The organism is Flavitalea sp. (assembly GCF_035489435.1).
In the GTDB taxonomy this organism is placed as follows: Bacteria; Bacteroidota; Bacteroidia; order Chitinophagales; family Chitinophagaceae; genus DATHKG01.
Genome location: NZ_DATHKG010000066.1, coordinates 1 through 17,902, shown reverse-complemented (window position 1 = coordinate 17,902; position 17,902 = coordinate 1). Strand labels below are relative to the sequence as shown.

Genomic DNA, 17,902 nt, shown 5'->3' with positions numbered 1-17,902 from the left:
TGAGTGATGAGTTAGTTATGAGTTGTTATTAGAGATGAGTTAACTCGCGGGTGATGATAAGACAATCTGTGCCAGGTTGAACCCGGAGACTTTTGAAAGGTGCATTGATGGAAATAAGCATCAAAGAAAATAATTAGCGATTCAATTGGCTATTGTGCCAATGAAATACGGATCTGCATGCCAGCACGGGTTGTTGTGATTGGCGGTGAAGTTGAGATCTTTGGCTCAACACGACGCTGTTCGAAATAAAGCTTGACGTTAACCCGGTTACTAAGCACGTAATCGATCGAAGGATTGATAAACACAACCTTCTGTCCTGCCGTCGGCAAAGCCTGTGTCTGATCAAGACGGCTGTTCGAAGTTGCATCATCACGCATACTCAGATCGAGCCTGAAACTTGCGTCATTCTGCATTGGTTTACCCTTGATACGTATAAATGAGAAAACTCCACGTTTACGGAAGCCTCCACCAATTGTATATTCAGTCGATTTCGATTCGCTCACCTGGAAATCGATAAGGCTTAAACTCACAGTGCGTGATTTCTTGTAATCAAAACTAAGCGTTACCTGGTTGGTGAACTGCATATCAAAATTGATCAGCGGTTCAAATCTTTCACTGATAGAGATGTTCGGGACAAGGAAATAAGGAATAAAACTTCCGGTCAATGTGTCGATAAAGCTTGGATAACTAAGCCTGAAAGGATCCTCGAACAGCAGTGCCGAATTGAAACTGTTCATGCTCAGGTTGGAGTTGTAGGCATGGCTAACGCTGAATGCGCTGAACACCTTATCAAGATTGCCAATGCGGTTTAAGCCATTATAAGTGATTCTCCAGTTTGGCCTTGGCAATATGCCGGAGAATGGGTTCGACTTAATATTTGGATTATTCTGTTTTATTAATGGAATTGAATTTGGATCCTTATCTGTATAAGCTGCCAGGAAAGCTGGTATCAATACATCTTGTGCATATCGGCTGTATCCATTGTAGTATCCGTCAGACAGGAATTTCTCATTGGCCGGAAGACTCTGCCAATAAGGATTTCCTTTTGCTAATCTTTCAGATAAGAGGATACGATTATCTTCAAAGCGCTTAAACGTAGCCGTTACTTCGTTGGTGCTGAACTTTTCAAACATCGTTTGATAAGAGATATAGCTGACACTGAAGCTACCTGCGGTATAAGGATTCAATCTCACGAAACCACCCAGACCACCAGTATCCTTAAATAATTCGCTATAGCCTTTACCAAAGCTCTTATCCAGGTTCAGGTCTATCGTGAGATCCCTGAAAGGCACAAGCTGTGCATTGATTGAAAGCTTCTGATTGTAATCCTGTCTGTTCTGGAAATTGAAATTGGTATCTGCAGTGAGCCAGCCTTTTTGAGCAAACCTGTTGATGAAACTGGTATCGGGTTGTTGCCCAAATATAAATCCAAGCCCAGGAGCACCTGATTTAAAATTCATACCAAGTATATGTGTACTATCGGTATAACCATAAATAGTGGAGCTGGCGTTTTCGGAATAAGCAATACTTACTCTTTTCAGCGAAGTGATCAACCTTCCTGCTAATTTGAGCGCGCCACTTATCTGGGGCGGATCATTTTTATCCCTTGGCCTTTTCGCGGCAAGGCTGTCACCTGCGGGTGCAGCTGCAGCCGGGTTCGCTTCAGCTGGTTCCTCTTCCAATGCACGCAGCCATCGTGATTTTGCATATAATCGCGTGAAATCCAATTCAGCCGTCGCGTTTTTCTGCTGACTGTTTGAGATTGAATTACCAAAATTGCGTGCAATCAGTGAAGCACCGAGCCAGTCGAATGTTGCAACATATCCTAAACGGATATTTGTCCAGTCGAGCAAAGGAATCTTGGCTGTTGGTAAAGTATAGGAAACGTTAGCATTCTGCTGGTATAAAATTGTTCTTCCGCCCTTTGCAAAATTATCCCACATTTTTGCTTTCTCACTTTTGTCGAGGCGGCCGGAATCTTCATCGACCCATGATTTATTCACGGCAGTATAATCAAGATTCAGGGAACGTGTAAGATCCCAACGGAGATTATAATAACGATCGAAAGTAAAGTACTTGTCATAGGTTTCCGGGATAAAACCTTTTGGCGTACCAACACTTCTTGGACGGAAACTTCCAAACTGCCTGTTTACATCAGCCCTGAACCCAAGAAGGGAAGGCAGGTAATTGATATTAAGATCCCTTACCAGTGATAACCAGTTTGATTGTGATTTGATTCTTCGTTTCAGGGGTTCCCAATACTTTGGCGTTGCCACATAATTATAACCAAGTCCCGCACGATGCCGCGTCACCTTATTATTTTCAATAAGCGGGTTATGTTGTTCTTCTTTATAGTATGAATAACTCAGATCGATATTTTCAATGCTCCATGGTTTCTGAACCTTACCGGTGGTGTTATTCTTTTTAACGTTGGTAAAATTGAGGGTGGTGATTGTCCGCACATCCACGGCATCATCACGAATAGAATCTTTTAGTTCAGCAGGTGCAGCTCTTAATTTGTCTTTCAGTTTTATATCAAGGTCATATGGATCATATTCAGGGGTTGAAACCGCTTTTTGGAGGCCCGCATAAACCGGGATTGAAATACCTGCTTTTTGTGGTAACAACTTTCCGAGTTCAAGATTTGTTGCAATATCAAACTGGTCATAATTTTCTCTTGACCTTTCATTCACTCTTTGTTCGAGAAGGCCAAAACCTATGCTTCTTGAACCTCCGGACACATATACCGTTCCGAGGTCCGCGAGTTTAATGTCAACACGACCCAAAGCTGCCCAGCCACTCTTTTCATCCAGTTCTGATAACCGGAGTTCATTGAACCAGATTTCAGTACATGCTGTGGCCTGGCGGCGGTTCTCTACCCCAAGGAAAAATATTCTTATCTCCCCGAGATTTGGATTTCCAAGTATACCATATTCCTTACCATCACTGTCTGTTGACTTGAAATATGTACCGACACTACCGGTAACATTTCGGAGCACTTTCAATTTTGTCAGTCTTTCGATTGAAAGGTTCAATTCATTCTGGGTCGGCCATATAATCGCATCGTCTGAAGCGCCCCATGGCGTCATCTTAAGCGGCATCTTGATTTCATAATAGTTATTAATCAGATCCGCGCCTATACGTATCACACTATACAATTCATTGTCCCTGATATCACCGCTCGAATTTATGGACTCAGCATGTATGAAAAGCTCGAGTTTACCATATTGCCTCAGATCGAGATTCATGGTTTTAAAAACACCCCTTGATTCATTTTGCTTGAGATCACAGGTCTGCATACTCAGCGATTGTTCGTTCAATAACAGGTTCACATTGTTATTGCTTAATTGTTGCTGGCGAACAACACCCGGCGGTGTGCGGTAAGGTATTGGCAGACGTGAACTGTTCTCTTCTACGTTAACCGCAAGCTGGTTAAAAGTAGTTGTTGTATTATCCGGAATAGGCAGGTATTGACCTGTCGTATCCAGCTCGTAGTTAAACCTTCTCCAGGTATTACGAATGAGTTCCAGTTTTGCAAAACGAAGTACCACTGAATCTTCAAATCCATTCAGGTACATTCTTACAAAACGGATTGATTTGAAATCGGGAATGTCACCAACCTTCAATTGATATTCGGCAATGGGTATCCTGAACAGGTACCATTTTTCCTGTAAGCCACCGTTCGGAGTAACTACTCTTGTATCGGTAATAAAATTTTGTCCAACCCTTAAAGCGCTGTTTTTTAAATCAACCTTATACTGGAAATATTCTTCCAGCTCATTGAGCGTGTTGTCGCGGTTGAATTCTTCCTGGTCAGGGTACAATGTAAAGGCGTTTACAAATTCATCACCCGTAGTCGCAACCGGTGAGTTCCCCTGTGGGCTATTTACATTTTTATATCGCCCAAGTATATCTGTCTGGCCGGCATCATAAGTGGCGTCCCGGTAATTTTTGAAGTTGTCGTTTGCAGGATCTTTAAGCGCATCCTGGTAAATCTTTGAGTTGGCGCCAAAAGTTGTCAGCAACTGGTTCAGGTATTCGCCAAACTTTCTTACTTCAGCCTGGTCGTCCAGACCATCAAGCCCTGCATCCTGTAAAGGTCTGTCTGCCGGGTCATTACTAAATGCCTGGGTTACCTGTATCGGGTTGCCAGGTACCTTACCCCAACGGGTATTCGAATCTTCAAGTGTTTTGGTAACAGCACCACTGATACCATTTTCAAAAAATCTTTTACCATCTTTCAAAATATCTTCTGAAATATTACCAAGGTTAAAATAAAGCTGACCACCGTTAACACCTAGCGAAGGGTCCTTTATGAAAGGATCCTGTAACCAGAATTCAATAAATTCAACATTACCGGTTTCAAAATCCACCTGGTCAAGGCCACGCATAATTCCACCCCATCTTGTCTGAGGGTTTGCGAGTTTGCCATTAGCATCAACACTGCCTGGTCTTGCATCAAAATTATAAGGACCTTTTTCCTTCGGATAAAATGCCATATCAAAAGTAACCAGTTGCGCCTGGCCATAATCTGCCGTACGCTGGGGATAAAGTTGTTTTACTTCAATGGCCCTGATGCGTGGATCGGTGAAATCCTGGTAACCTTTTACCGGGTTATTAGCTCCTCTTTTATCCTGCAACACCGGCTCGATATTATACCAGGATACCCGGGCGCGGTTAAACCCGTAAGGAAGTGAATCATGCCCTTCAGCTTCAGGAAACAATCCATTGCCTGCCGGGGTAGAAGCCAGTCCCCAGTTGGTAAGCGGGAAACGGAGATCGATTGAGTTACGTGTTCCTTCAAAATCATCAACGAAGATTAGTCCGGCACTACCCTCTCCAATCTGTTTTGGGTGGCCGGGCTGCAACAAAGCAGCTTCACCATAGGCAGTAATCGTACTTACTTCCGTTGTTGTATAAAAAGGTAACTTATCAAGCCATCTTGTAAGCCTTGGTGCTTCAGCGCGATAGTTGAAGTCAAGACCATACATGGTATTTTTGATGGGATCTTCATTGTAGGAAGTCTTGGTGAAAAAGGGTCTTTCCCCCAATCTTACCACGGAGGTACCAATACTCAATGATTCTTTTTCCGTGTTTTTGGCCATATAATCCAGCCGCAGACCCATAAAGTTTCGCTGCTGGATTCCAAAACTTGCATTGTTTTCAAACTGAACTGTTACCGGGAGGCCGGCATTCAATATCGCCTGGTTAATAATCTTTACCTGGCCAAGATTATAATCAATGGTATAGTCAATATTTTCTTTTAGTACCTGTCCACCGGCAGTCATGGTAACTGAGCCGGGAGGAATATTAAATGCACCAAGTGAAATCTCAGAGGTGTTGGAACCTTTGGCCGAACCACTGATGATATAGCGATCAAGATTTGCAAAGTTTTTTGCGATCTCCTTTATCGTATCATACAGGGGATAAAAAATATACTTGTCTTTTACGCTCTGCGGCTGGTTCAAAAATGCAAGTGTATCAAGATCCTTTCCAAAAGGTTCGAGCAATGGAAAAATGATCCTGGCCTGTTGGGAGATAACGGTAAAACCTTCAATATAATCAAAGACGCCATCCGGTAAAGGATCATTACGCGCGTTTAACCGGTCAAGATTCAATATCGAAATTAACGGAGTACCGGGTTTATCTCCTTCAGGCAGGAAACGTTTTAATCCCTGGCTGGGTTCTTCATATAAAACATTCAGTTTGAAATCTGCAGGTTGAACCGATGACAGGGTATATCCGTCACGGGTTTTTAACGCATATACGTTTTTCATCATCAGGTCCCAAAGCGGAAGATTGGTCCTTTGCGATGTTGCTTTCAATAATTTAAGGAACAGTATTTTTTGAGTACCACTTACAGTTTGGGTAGTATCGGGCGGAACATCCTGGCTGAACTCACCCACCTGGTAGATCTTTCCATTATAGCTATACTGGTAAGCCACACCGAGTACCTCATCCGGTTGTAAGGGAACAGACAGGGAAAGAAAACCAATCTGTGGATTGAAGTAAAAATCTGTTGGTGCCAGCTTTCTTGCAAATGTTTTTTCAAAATCCTGGACTGCACGCAGGCCTTTGGATGATAATATACTGGTTATAGAAGAAGAGTTCCGGCTGTTTGGCGTGTTTATAACCTCCCTGTAAAGTGGATTTGCATCATTCGCCGGCAATCCGTTTTGACTCGGTGGATTAGGTCTGAATGCCTGGTTGTAAGGCTCGGTTTCACCAAGATCCATCAGCGCAACGATATCGCGGGTATCGGTAGTGGACCCGTTACGGTTGGTAACCCAGACTTCCATCCTGAGTATCTGGACCTGGGAATTAACAACCGGCAAACTCTTCATCGCCTTATTGTAGTTCTTGCGAAAATACTGGCCCACCAGGAAGTGACGGTTTTCTTCGTAATCATGCGCCTTGAATTCAAATGAACTCTTGGTAGAACCGCCTTGCAATCCAAGTGTCTGTCTTTGTGCACGTTGATTGGCAAGTACACCGGTAACAAAAAGTTTTCCAAACTGCAATTGTGTCTTCACTCCAAACAAAGACTGGGCACCCGGGATCAGGGTACCTTTTGAAGTGAAAGCGACATTACCCGCTTCAATTCTTTTGATAATCTCATCCTCAGTACCCGTGTAATCGAGTTTCAGCTGGTTCTCGAAATCGAAATTTGCCTGTGTATTATAGCTGATTGGCAGTTTAAGTTTGTCCCCGATATTGCCTATCACGCTAAGGTTGGCATTCATATCAAAATCAAACCCACCGTTTTTACGGGCCCTTTCGGGTAAAGCTGGATTTTTGATATTCTGTCCCTGGTATCCGGCAATGATGGTAACATCACCCTGGGGGCGTATTTCCACTTTGCCATTTCCAAATATGCGGTTGAAGAGGTTGTCGGTGACCGACATTTTTGGTTTTACCAGTTTTCTATTCAGACCGTCGAGGATATTTGAACGTTTTTTGAAATAATCAACTTCAGACTTCCTGGCCTGAATTTGCATAAACTCATCGAAAGTGAGATAAGTTGGTTTCCGGTAGTAGAAGCCGCCAATTTTTTCAATAATGAAATACTGGCGCGTTGCCGGATCGTAAACAATTGAGTCAGTGATGTTTGAGGGATCCTTTAGGTCAAAAGATGACCTGACCGGGTTGCTGAAGCGATCGCCTCTCCTGTCCTGGAGGGGAAACTTAAGCGTATCGGCAGTGGAAGTTGTTTTTGTTGAATCCTGTTGTGCGTTCACACTTGAACAACACATGAGGATACAGGCAAACAACTTAACCGCAGTTAGAATGATTTGGTTTGATGAAAGGAACAATCTGGTTTCTCAAGAATTAGTTAGGTAGAGATCCGGCGATAGGCTTAAATTGATTTTAAAGCTTTTTTAATGATGTGTTCAACTTGACTGAGTTCCGGCTCTGATTGGAGTACCCTTTGAATGGCTTGTTCGCCGGTCGACCTTGCTATACCCAGAGCAATAAGTGCATTTAACGCATCCTGTTCAAGGGTATTGTTTATAAGAGGGGAAATATTTGATTCAGAAGTGATTCGGCCCATTTTATCCCTGAGTTCCAGGATGATTCTTTCGGCAGATTTTTTACCGATTCCCTTGATACTTTCCAGTTGTTTTGTGTTGCCTTGGGTAATAGCTTTTGAAATCTCCGAAGGTTTGAGGCTGGACAGCATCATTCTCGCGGTAGAGGTGCCCACTCCGGAAACGCTGGTAAGCATCAAAAACATCTCTTTTTCTGACAATTCGAAAAATCCGTAAAGCAAATGGGCGTCTTCCCGGATATGCAGGTGTGTAAATAAGGTTCCTGCGGGAAGGGACTGAATCTGGATGTAGGTGTTGAGACTGATATGCAGTTCATAGCCAACTCCATTCACATCAACATGAACGAGGGTCGGAGTTTTATGGACAAAATTGCCTTTGAGAAATGCTATCATCGGCGCGAAAGTAAAGCGAATTACTAAAATAGCAATTTTGGATATTTCAGAAATCTGCAGATTTCTTCAATTAAGCTAGGTGATTCCTATTAAATCAGGCAATTGATGGTGATTATTGTTTGCCTGGTCTGTCTTTATTGTTCGCTTATTCTGGTTTTAAACTGTGACCAGGGTCGACACAACATCCCGAATATGAATGTTTTTCCGTTAATTTTGCGAACCTGAAGCTAAATTTAAATCTCTTTGAACATAATGAGTCAGAAAATTAACGCGGCCATCACAGCAGTTGGAGGTTTTGTACCCGATCATAAACTTACCAACAAGGATCTGGAACAGATGGTAAGTACAACCGACGAATGGATACGCACGAGGACAGGAATAGAAGAAAGACGCATTTTAACCGGTGAGAGTAAAGGTACTTCTGACCTGATTGTTCCTGCAGTTCTGGAACTTTGTGCTAAACGCGGAATAGATCCCATTGAAATTGATTGCCTGATAGTCGCTACAGTAACTCCTGATATGTTTTTTCCCTCCACAGCGAACCTGGTTTGTGAAAAAGTTGGTGCCAAAAATGCCTGGGGATTTGATCTTGCTGCTGCCTGTTCCGGTTTCCTCTATGGACTCACTACCGGCTCGGCACTGATAGAAAGTGGCCGATATAAAAAAGTTGTAGTGATGGGAGCAGATAAAATGAGCTCTATTGTAGACTATACTGATCGTTCAACCTGTATTATATTCGGCGATGGTGCTGCAGGTGTATTGCTTGAACCAAATTCCGATGGATCAGGGGTCCTGGATTCTATTCTCAGAAGCGATGGTGCCGGTGGCAAACATCTGCATATGAAGGCGGGTGGTTCATTGAAACCTTCATCAGTTGAAACAGTTGCTTCAAAAGAACATTTCATTTACCAGGAGGGACAGGCTGTATTCAAGTTCGCAGTCAAAGGAATGGCCGATGTGAGTGCTGAGCTTTTACAAAAAAACAACCTTACCGGGGATGATATCGCGTGGCTGGTACCTCACCAGGCAAACAAACGTATTATTGATGCCACTGCTGAAAGAATGGGCGTGCCAGCTGAAAAAGTGATGCTGAATATTCATCGTTATGGTAATACCACCGCGGCCACTATTCCACTTTGCCTTTGGGATTACGAAAAGCAGTTGAAAAAAGGTGACAACCTGGTGCTGGCAGCTTTCGGAGGCGGTTTTACCTGGGGAGCAACCTGGGTTAAATGGGCTTACTAATCAGCAACCCGGCTGTAAATTCAGTCGGAATACCGGGATTAAAGAAACGTCGGGATTAAATGATGATAGTAGCTTGATTTGTGAAGAGAGGATCAATGCTCCTCTTCATAATAAATCTTATAATATTTTTTTCCACTCATCTCATCTCTGCCACGTTCAATGAGATCGCGACGCCCGTGGATATAAATGTGGAAGTTTTTATCAAGTTTTACAACTGTTTTGAAAGCAGCAGCCTGTTTTTTAACGGCTGATAAATGGATGTCAAATTCATCATCCATTCCGAAATTTTTCGAAGCTTCAAAATTCTTTTTATACTTCATGAATGAGTCCTTCACATCTTCATGATGAATCACCTCATGGGCAAATTCATCCAGGCTGAACTGTTCTTTGGATTTGAAATATTCCATTGAGCGGCCAAGCATCTCTACCTGGTCAGACTTTGTTACTTCAAATTTTTCGGGATATTCATTGGTAATAAACTGCTTGCAAAGATTGAGATATTTGTCGGTCTGATGATAGCTGTCCCCCAGCGGGCTCACCTGCAAAAAATCATTTATCCAGTACTGTGCCTCCTGTTGTTTGTTTGTATTATCAACCACACAAACCCGGTAACCATCTTCACCTTCAACCCTGAAAATAAGACAACCTTTGTCCAGTTTATTTACACTGATCCCGGCTTCAGCAGATAAGGTGATGTCTTCGTCCTGCGGATAAACCGTCAGAAATGTATCCCGGTTTTCTGATTTAAAGATTCCTATCCCTGAAATATCTTGTCCATCAAAGGGCAGATTACCGAAATACGCAATGTATAACTCACCTTCTTTGACCCTGACATGCGTAGATTTTGAATACAGGAACTGAGCTATCAGCTTTGATTGCCCTACAAAACTTTCAGCATCTTCAAAAATGGCTGAAACATAGGTGTAGACTTCGTTCAGGTTCACATCACTAAGGTGGGAGAAACGGTATAATTCGTTTTCGTTAAATGAGGAGAGAAAATATTTTTTGAGAATACCATTGAGTATTTCTTCCCTGATATCCACTTCACCGGCTGATAGTTTCAACTCCTGACCCCTGGTGGGGTTTCCTACTTTATGTATGATTAAATGCTTTAATAAAATGTCTGAAGAAGCGATCAATTGAGTTATGAATTATGAGTGATGAGTTATGAGTGAGTTAAGAATTGATGAATTATGGGATAAACTTATGGTTTATAGATCAGATATAGATTATGGGTTATAGGTCGTGGGTTTTGAGATATTGGTTCTACTTTATTGGTTCTACTTTATGGGTCTTACTTTATTGGTTTTAAGTTATGAGTTCTACTTATTTTGGTTTTAAGTTATGTGTTTTACTTTATTGGTTATGGATCTGGTTTATTGGTTATGGGGGTGCAAATTAGAAAATTGAATCGAGAACCGTTTGCATTTTGTTATTGACTAATTTGCAGCCTAAACTTTTTTTATGGCTGATAAGAATTTTCCATTGAGCGGTTTTAGTTCATTGTCTATACATGGCGGTCACCAGCAGGATCCAAATTACGCGCATCTTACACCTATTTATGCCTCTTCAACTTATACATTTGATAATGCAGAACAGGGAATGCGAAGGTTCAGCGGCCAGGAAGATGGATTTATCTATTCCAGGTGGGGTAATCCAACCATGCAGGAGGCAGAAGAAAAAATCTCAGCCATGGAAACTTTCAATCTCTCAGCAGCCAATGGTGAATCTTTGCAAGCCAAAGCAATTCTTCATGCTTCAGGTATGGGAGCTATCAGCACCTTGTTTTTTTCTACCCTGAAAGCCGGGGATAAAGTGCTGTCACATTTTTCATTGTATGGTGGCACACAGGAAATCATAAACCGTATCCTTCCTGATTTTGATATGGAAGGCATCATTGCAGACCTCCGCGATCTTCAGAAAACAGAAGATATCCTTAAAGCGGATCCCGGTATCAGGATGATCTATATCGAAACCCCGGCGAATCCGACTATTCAGTGTGTTGATATAGAAGAGCTGACCAAACTCGGTAAAAAGTATGGAAAGATCGTAGCCTGTGACAACACATTTGCAACTCCGTATTTGCAGCAACCATTCCGCTATGGAGTTGATTATATAGTTCATTCAACAACAAAGTTTCTAAATGGTCATGGTACAGCGATTGGTGGTGCATTTGTGGGAACAGATATAGAATTTATGAAAACAAAAGCCACTAAGGTCCATCGTTTATTGGGTGCCAATGGCAATGCCTTTGATGCTTTCCTGCTGATCAATGGGATGAAAACACTGGAGGTAAGAATGGAACGTCATTGCCACAATGCAGCAGAGATTGCCGGATACCTCGAAACACATAAAGCGATAGCAAAGATCAATTATAACGGACTGCCCTCACATCCTGATTATTATACAGCGATGAAACAAATGAAGCATCCGGGTGCCATGATGAGCATTGAGTTGAAAGGCGGATTAAATGCCGGCACTGCGATGATGAACAAACTTAAGATGTGCACCCGGACCGTGTCGCTTGGCACCTGCGATACACTGTTGTCTCATCCTGCTTCCATGACTCACTATGGAGTACCCAAAGAACAAAGAGAAAAATATGGTATAACGGACGGGCTCATACGCATGAGCATAGGTATGGAAAATGTGCAGGATATCATGGCAGATCTTGAACAGGCGCTGGCATAAACAAGATGCATCACCTGCACCATCAAATCGAAATGCCAGCATAAAACAGATAACATCGCATTTATTAAAACCCAGAAGCATTGTTATGAATATTAATATCAGGAGAGCTGTTGAAAGCGATTGTTCCAGGTTACTTGAACTGGTTCGCGAACTGGCTCTTTTCGAACGGGCACCGGAAGAAGTGACGGTTACGCTTGAACATTTTGTGGAAAGCGGCTTTGGAACAAAGCCGGTATGGTGGGCCTTTGTAGCAGAAGTTACTGAAGATGATGGTACAAGCCTGGTTCAGGGTTTTGCTTTATATTATATCCGTTACAGCACCTGGAAAGGTCAGCGCATGTATCTTGAAGATTTGCTTGTTACCGAACATATGCGCGGCCATGGACTTGGTAAGTTGTTGTTCGATCGTTTGATTGAAGAAGCAAAAGAAAAAAAATATTCAGGAATGGTCTGGCAGGTGCTTGACTGGAACGAACCGGCAATTAATTTTTATAAACGATACGGTGCAACGCTTGATGACGAATGGATTAATTGCAGTATGAGTTTTTAATAATTATAGTTCTTAAGGTACCAGTTCTTAAGGTACGAGTTCTTAAGTCACAGACTTATTTCACCAATCTTAAGGCACCAGACTTAAAGCACGGGACTTAAAGCACAGGACTTAAAGCATCAGCCTTTGGGCACCAGTCTTAATACATCAGTCTTAATACATCAGTCTTAAAGCATCAGTCTTATAGCATCAGTCTTATAGCACCACTCTTAAGGCACCAGGGAGCTCTTTGACACGCGATTTTGAAAATGACCGCTATTTCAGTCAAATGGTGGGTATAATGACTGAAATAGCGGTCATTTTAAAAAACTGTCCAAATTGACATATTACCAGAGGACTTTTCCAGGTTACCAGATGATTTTTCCAGGTTACCAAAGATTTTTCCAGGGCTATCTTTCCTGCGATATTCGATCCTGATTCTGGTAGACAGTGAATTGATAAATTTTTTATGAAGTTTTCGTGAATGTTTTAAGTTTATAGATTTACTTATCATAGAAATAGATTCCATTTCATTGAAATAGATCCTTCTGATGAATTCTTTCTCCTTTTATCATCAAAACGCAGTTCTTCATGTTTAAACTTGTCATAACTTTTTGCATATTATTGAATGGTTGGAAAGGTTTTCATCTCATACATGAAACAAATCCAACTTACACTGATCCCACTTACACTGATCCAACTTACACGGATCCCACTTACACTGATATATCTGGCAATATCCCTGGAAAGGTTTTGCCGGATACATTAGCTCCCGTTGAAAAAAAACCACCAAATACAAATTACAAAGCAGCTTTTGCGGGTCAGACACGCATAGGAGGTATCTCTACTCAAACACCTTATGAGGCCAAAATATTAACCGACAAATTAAGATCGCCCTGGGCAATTGCTGTTTTGCCGGATGGAAGATTTCTTATCAACCAGAAGTTTGGTGATATGCGGATTGTAAACAACAAAGGCGCCTTGAGTGAACCGATCACAGGCTTACCTGCGGTTAACCCATCCGACCAGGGCGGTTTGCTCGGGCTCGCCCTTGATCCTGACTTTGATAAAAACAGGATAGTGTACTGGGCATTTTCAGAAAATCATGGAGAAGAAAATGTTACCGCCGTTGCCAAAGGAAAGTTATCGAACGATGAAAAAACAATGGAGAATATTTCCGTAATATACCGTGCAACTCCCATTTATAAAGGCACGATACATTATGGGGGAAGATTACTTTTTGATAAAGCAGGTAATTTATTTTTAACAACCGGCGAAAGAGCTCATCTCCAGACAAGGCACCAGGCTCAGCAACTGAATTCCGGCCTTGGTAAAGTTATCCGTATCACCAGTGAAGGCAAGGCTGCATCCGGAAATCCTTTTGCAGGTTCGAAAAACGCCGAAGACCGCGAAGAAATTTATTCTTATGGACACCGTAATGTACAAGGTATCGCCATACATCCTGTTAGCGGGGATCTTTGGGAACATGAGTTTGGTCCGAAAGGAGGAGATGAATTAAATCTTATCAGGCCCGGCAGTAATTATGGCTGGCCTATCATAACCTATGGAACTGAATACAGCGGCAGAAAGATCGGCGATTCTATTCAGCAAAAAGAGGGAATGGTGCAACCGGTTTATTATTGGGATCCCGTGGTTTCGCCCAGTGGTATGACATTCTACACGGGCACCAATATGCCTGAGTGGAAAAACAATCTTTTCATCAGCTGTCTTGGCGGGCAACAGGTAGTTCGCCTTAGTATAGACAATAACCGCGTTACCGGCGAAGAAAGACTGCTGGAAAAAGAAGGTCAGCGATTCAGGGATATTGTGCAAGGTCCTGACGGGGCTTTATATACTATCACGGACCAGGGTAGATTTTACAGGATTGGAAAAAAAGATTAGTCGGAGCTAATTCAAATCTCAATCTCCAAAAGAACTGCATACAGCAATCCCAATAAAGAAACAGATAGAACGTTTTGCAGGTTTTTTCAGATCTAATCAAATGTGCCCTGCTGACTGAAATTCAAATGCTCTTGAATTTTGTGTTTAATCAACCTTATCAACCTGTACATCTTTATTGATCTTATGCACCAGTCCCTGTAACACCCTTCCCGGCCCAACTTCTGTGAACCTGCTGGCACCGTCACTGATCATTGCATTTACGCTTTGCGACCATTTAACAGCACCGGTTAACTGATCGATGAGGTTTTTTTTGATATCATCTTTACTCACCACTGCTTTTGCTACCACGTTCTGGTAGATCGCCGCATTAGGCGTATAGAAAGTAGTTTGTTCAATTACCGTTTTAAGTTCTTCCATGGCCGGTTCCATAAATGGTGAATGAAAAGCTCCGCTTACCTGCAGCATCAGCGCCCTGCGTGCACCTGCAGCCTTCAAACGTTCATTTGCCAGCTCAACTCCACGCAAGGATCCGCTGATCACCAATTGCCCTGGACTATTGTAATTCGCCGGAACCACCACTTCCCCACTCTCTTTTGTTATATCCGCCAGTATCAATTCAACCTTTTCATCTTCCAGCGCTAAAATTGCAGACATTGCGGAAGGAGCGAGCTCACAGGCCTTCTGCATGGCTGAAGCACGGACCGCCACAAGATTGAGCCCATCTTCAAAACGAAGCACACCATTGGCCACAAGCGCTGATATTTCGCCGAGAGAGTGGCCCGCCACCATATCAGGACGAACACCATCAATGCTTTTATATGCAATCACTGAATGGATAAAAACTGCTGGCTGGGTAACATTTGTCTGTTTGAGTTCGGCTTCAGTGCCTTCAAACATGATATCGGAGATTCTGAAGCCTAAAATTTCATTGGCCTGTTCAAACATCTTCTTTGCAAACGCGCTGTGCGTATAGTGTTCCTTTCCCATTCCCGGAAATTGTGAACCTTGTCCCGGGAAAATATAGGCGTGCTTCATAATACAACATTTAAAAAGAGGACAAAAATGCCTTAAACTGGTAAACTTGCAAAAAATGATTATCGACAATAAGGATTTTTGCTGATGTGCCGATCTTTTCGAAACACGCTCAGTCCCTCCCACCCTGCATTTCAGAGGTTAAATCAGTGAAGTGTGGCTGTGATCAATTTAAGGAATTCGCTGCGGGTTTCGTTCTTTTCGAATTCACCATAAAATGCGGAAGTGGTTGTTACAGAATTTTGTTTCTGCACCCCGCGCATCATCATGCAAAGGTGAGAAGCTTCTATTACAACGGCTACACCCAGCGGCTGCAGGGAGTCTTTTATAGCACCGAGTATCTGGGTGGTCAATCGTTCCTGGACCTGCAACCTTCTTGAATAAACATCCACCACCCTTGCGAGCTTGCTCAGGCCGGTGATATAGCCATTGGGGATATATGCCACATGTGCCTTGCCGAAAAAAGGTAACATATGATGTTCACACATGCTGTAAAGTTCAATATCCTTTACAACGATCATTTCACTCACGTCTTCGTGAAACTTGGCTGAATCCAGGATAGCCTTTGCATCCATCGCATATCCCTGGGTCATGAACTGCATTGCTTTGGCCATCCTTTCAGGGGTTTTGGCCAAACCTTCCCTGTCAGGATTTTCGCCGAGCAGGCTAAGGGCTTTTTTATAAGTGGATTCCAGACCGGAAGTCGTTTGCTCATCATATTCTTCAACTTTCCTATAACCCATATGCTAGTGTATAATTGCTGTTATTATTTTAATTCTGATGCTGTTCTATGATTGTCCCTGGTCGATAATTATGCCTGGATTGATGATTTTCCATGATCAATGATTTTCCATGATCAATGATTTTCCTGATTTTCAGACATGCCTTACCGAAATTATAAACCTGGTTGAATATTAAGCTGGTTCAACCGGGTATTCAACAAAGTTCCTTTCCGTTTCATACAACCTCACCTGGATATCAAATGCAGGATCAATCAACTTTCTCATGATATCAAAGATCACAATACAGATGTTTTCTGCTGTTGGATTTTTATCCTTAAATAAACCAGTGTCAAGATTCAGGTTTTTGTGATCAAGCTTTTCAATCACATGTTTCCGCAGCAAATCACTCAGCATCTTCATATCCATTACAAAGCCGGTGGCAGGATCAGGTTCGCCTATCACCTTTATGATCAGCTCATAGTTATGCCCATGGAAGCTTGGGTTGTTACACTTACCAAAAACCTCATCATTTTTTTGCATATCCCAGGCCGGGTTATACAACCGGTGGGCAGCATTAAAGTGTTCTTTCCTGAATACAGCGACCTTGTTTCCCATAACAGTTTAAAACGTTTTTAAAACAGATCTGATGTTTGCAGTTCCAATGTTTCACAGAACAAAAACCCGTCCAATGCCTCACAGAACAATGATGTAGCGTAAATGTTTGGCTTTATTCACCAAAATACTCTACGTAAATCCTTGGCGTCTCGTACAATTTGATGCAATGCAACTTCACTTCTGCAGGTATATGAGGAGCCAGCTCCTTCCAGATAGCGATGGCAAGGTTCTCCGTAGAACATAACTGCCCCTTCATAAACTCAACATCAACATTAAGATTTTTATGATCAAGTTTATCAACCACGTAAGTATTGATGATATTGCTCAGTCTTTTTACATCATACAAAAACCCCGTATCCGGATTTGGGTTTCCTTTTATAGTAACATATAAATCATAGTTGTGCCCGTGCCAGTTCTCATTGGCGCATTTGCCGAAAACCTGCTCGTTCTCCTCCACGCTCCACTTAGGGTTGAAAAGCTTGTGCGCAGCATTAAAATGTTCTTGCCTGGTCAGATATACCATTTCTCCTCAAAATTTTCGCAAAGTTAATATTTAAGCAAACAATGGCAATAATCGGAACTAAAACCGGATTTTGAAGATATTTGCAGCAATGAACATCCTACTGGTCTCCGCCACCGATATGGAAATTGCTCCCTTCCGCGATGCTTATCTCAGTAAGGCAGCTTCCGGATCTAAGGGCCCTGAAATCCGTTTCCTGACGAGTGGTATCGGGATGCTGGCCACCGCTGCCAGGCTCACCGCTGCTTTGCAACAATTTAAACCTGACCTTGTAATACAGGCTGGCATAGCTGGAAGTTTTTCAAACAATCATGCGTTAGGTTCTGTTTACAGGGTAGCCTCTGATGTAATTGCGGATATGGGTGTAACTGAAAATGGCGAATGGAAGGATGTGTTTGATCTTTGTTTGGAAGATAGCGACTCACCACCCTATTATGGTGGGATGTTAAAAGCAATTGAACCGGGCTTCCTGGATCTTAACCATATCCCTCAGGTTATTGGGGTCACTGTCAATACCATCACAACAGATCCGGGAAGAATCGAAATACTAAAATGGAAGTACAGTCCGGATCTTGAAAGCATGGAAGGAGCAGCGTTTCATTTTGTTTGCATTGAAAACGGTATTCCTTTCGTCCAGTTGCGCGCGGTTTCAAATTATATAGGAGAAAGGAATAAAGCCAACTGGCAGATCCGGGAGGCAGTGT

Annotated in this window: 12 protein-coding genes; 5 read left to right on the top strand and 7 right to left on the bottom strand. The window is 42.5% G+C overall.

The genetic code is table 11. From position 1 onward, the window contains the following. Positions 1-149 precede the first annotated feature (149 nt). Both sov and ruvA read right to left on the bottom strand, forming a co-directional pair. On the bottom strand, positions 150-7,238 hold the full coding sequence (gene sov / locus VK664_RS10235; RefSeq protein ID WP_461398557.1) for a T9SS outer membrane translocon Sov/SprA: 7,089 nt from the start codon (positions 7,236-7,238) through the stop codon (positions 150-152). 119 nt (positions 7,239-7,357) lie between these two features. Beyond that, the gene (ruvA, locus tag VK664_RS10230; protein ID WP_461398556.1) at positions 7,358-7,942 is read right to left on the bottom strand and encodes a Holliday junction branch migration protein RuvA; all 585 of its coding nucleotides are present in this window, start codon (positions 7,940-7,942) and stop codon (positions 7,358-7,360) included. 252 nt (positions 7,943-8,194) lie between these two features. Here ruvA and VK664_RS10225 point away from each other — a divergent pair, with 252 nt between their 5' ends. Continuing rightward, positions 8,195-9,187: a beta-ketoacyl-ACP synthase III gene (locus VK664_RS10225; protein WP_461398555.1), complete on the top strand. Its 993-nt coding sequence runs from the start codon at positions 8,195-8,197 to the stop codon at positions 9,185-9,187. Positions 9,188-9,279: 92 nt separating this feature from the next. On the opposite strand, the gene VK664_RS10220 is transcribed toward VK664_RS10225, so the two are convergent. Next, on the bottom strand, positions 9,280-10,326 hold the full coding sequence (locus VK664_RS10220) for a nucleoid-associated protein (protein ID WP_461398554.1): 1,047 nt from the start codon (positions 10,324-10,326) through the stop codon (positions 9,280-9,282). 325 nt (positions 10,327-10,651) lie between these two features. Between VK664_RS10220 and VK664_RS10215 the strand changes: the two genes are divergently transcribed. The 3 genes from VK664_RS10215 (at position 10,652) to VK664_RS10205 (ending at position 14,309) form a co-directional block, all read left to right on the top strand. Further along, positions 10,652-11,878: a trans-sulfuration enzyme family protein gene (locus VK664_RS10215; protein WP_461398553.1), complete on the top strand. Its 1,227-nt coding sequence runs from the start codon at positions 10,652-10,654 to the stop codon at positions 11,876-11,878. An 85-nt stretch (positions 11,879-11,963) separates the two neighbouring features. Beyond that, positions 11,964-12,428, top strand: coding sequence for a GNAT family N-acetyltransferase (locus VK664_RS10210; RefSeq protein WP_461398552.1), 465 nt, complete (start codon positions 11,964-11,966; stop codon positions 12,426-12,428). Between the two features lie 570 nt (positions 12,429-12,998). Further along, positions 12,999-14,309, top strand: a complete 1,311-nt coding sequence (locus tag VK664_RS10205) for a PQQ-dependent sugar dehydrogenase (protein WP_461398551.1) — start codon at positions 12,999-13,001, stop codon at positions 14,307-14,309. A 144-nt stretch (positions 14,310-14,453) separates the two neighbouring features. Here VK664_RS10205 and fabD read toward each other — a convergent pair whose 3' ends face one another. The 4 genes from fabD to VK664_RS10185 all read right to left on the bottom strand — a co-directional run bounded on the left by fabD (position 14,454) and on the right by VK664_RS10185 (position 17,201). Further along, a complete protein-coding gene (gene fabD / locus VK664_RS10200) occupies positions 14,454-15,344 on the bottom strand; it encodes an ACP S-malonyltransferase (RefSeq protein ID WP_461398550.1) in 891 nt (296 codons plus the stop codon). Positions 15,345-15,487: 143 nt separating this feature from the next. Next, positions 15,488-16,084, bottom strand: coding sequence for a GTP cyclohydrolase I FolE (gene folE, locus VK664_RS10195; protein WP_461398549.1), 597 nt, complete (start codon positions 16,082-16,084; stop codon positions 15,488-15,490). A 171-nt stretch (positions 16,085-16,255) separates the two neighbouring features. Next, entirely contained in the window at positions 16,256-16,678 is a 423-nt protein-coding gene (locus tag VK664_RS10190) for a 6-pyruvoyl trahydropterin synthase family protein (RefSeq protein WP_461398548.1), read from the bottom strand. A 112-nt stretch (positions 16,679-16,790) separates the two neighbouring features. Then, complete coding sequence (locus VK664_RS10185; RefSeq protein WP_461398547.1) at positions 16,791-17,201, bottom strand: 6-pyruvoyl trahydropterin synthase family protein; 411 nt, start codon at positions 17,199-17,201, stop codon at positions 16,791-16,793. A gap of 70 nt (positions 17,202-17,271) precedes the next feature. Here VK664_RS10185 and mqnB point away from each other — a divergent pair. After that, positions 17,272-17,902 (top strand): futalosine hydrolase (mqnB, locus tag VK664_RS10180; RefSeq protein ID WP_461398546.1); only part of this gene is annotated, 631 nt, incomplete at its 3' end.

Coding starts and splice junctions, on each gene's coding strand:
- ruvA (WP_461398556.1), bottom strand. CDS start 7,942: ATGATAGCATTTCTCAAAGGCAATTTTGTCCATAAAACTCCGACCCTC.
- VK664_RS10225 (WP_461398555.1), top strand. CDS start 8,195: ATGAGTCAGAAAATTAACGCGGCCATCACAGCAGTTGGAGGTTTTGTA.
- VK664_RS10215 (WP_461398553.1), top strand. CDS start 10,652: ATGGCTGATAAGAATTTTCCATTGAGCGGTTTTAGTTCATTGTCTATA.
- VK664_RS10210 (WP_461398552.1), top strand. CDS start 11,964: ATGAATATTAATATCAGGAGAGCTGTTGAAAGCGATTGTTCCAGGTTA.
- VK664_RS10205 (WP_461398551.1), top strand. CDS start 12,999: ATGTTTAAACTTGTCATAACTTTTTGCATATTATTGAATGGTTGGAAA.
- fabD (WP_461398550.1), bottom strand. CDS start 15,344: ATGAAGCACGCCTATATTTTCCCGGGACAAGGTTCACAATTTCCGGGA.
- folE (WP_461398549.1), bottom strand. CDS start 16,084: ATGGGTTATAGGAAAGTTGAAGAATATGATGAGCAAACGACTTCCGGT.
- VK664_RS10190 (WP_461398548.1), bottom strand. CDS start 16,678: ATGGGAAACAAGGTCGCTGTATTCAGGAAAGAACACTTTAATGCTGCC.
- VK664_RS10185 (WP_461398547.1), bottom strand. CDS start 17,201: ATGGTATATCTGACCAGGCAAGAACATTTTAATGCTGCGCACAAGCTT.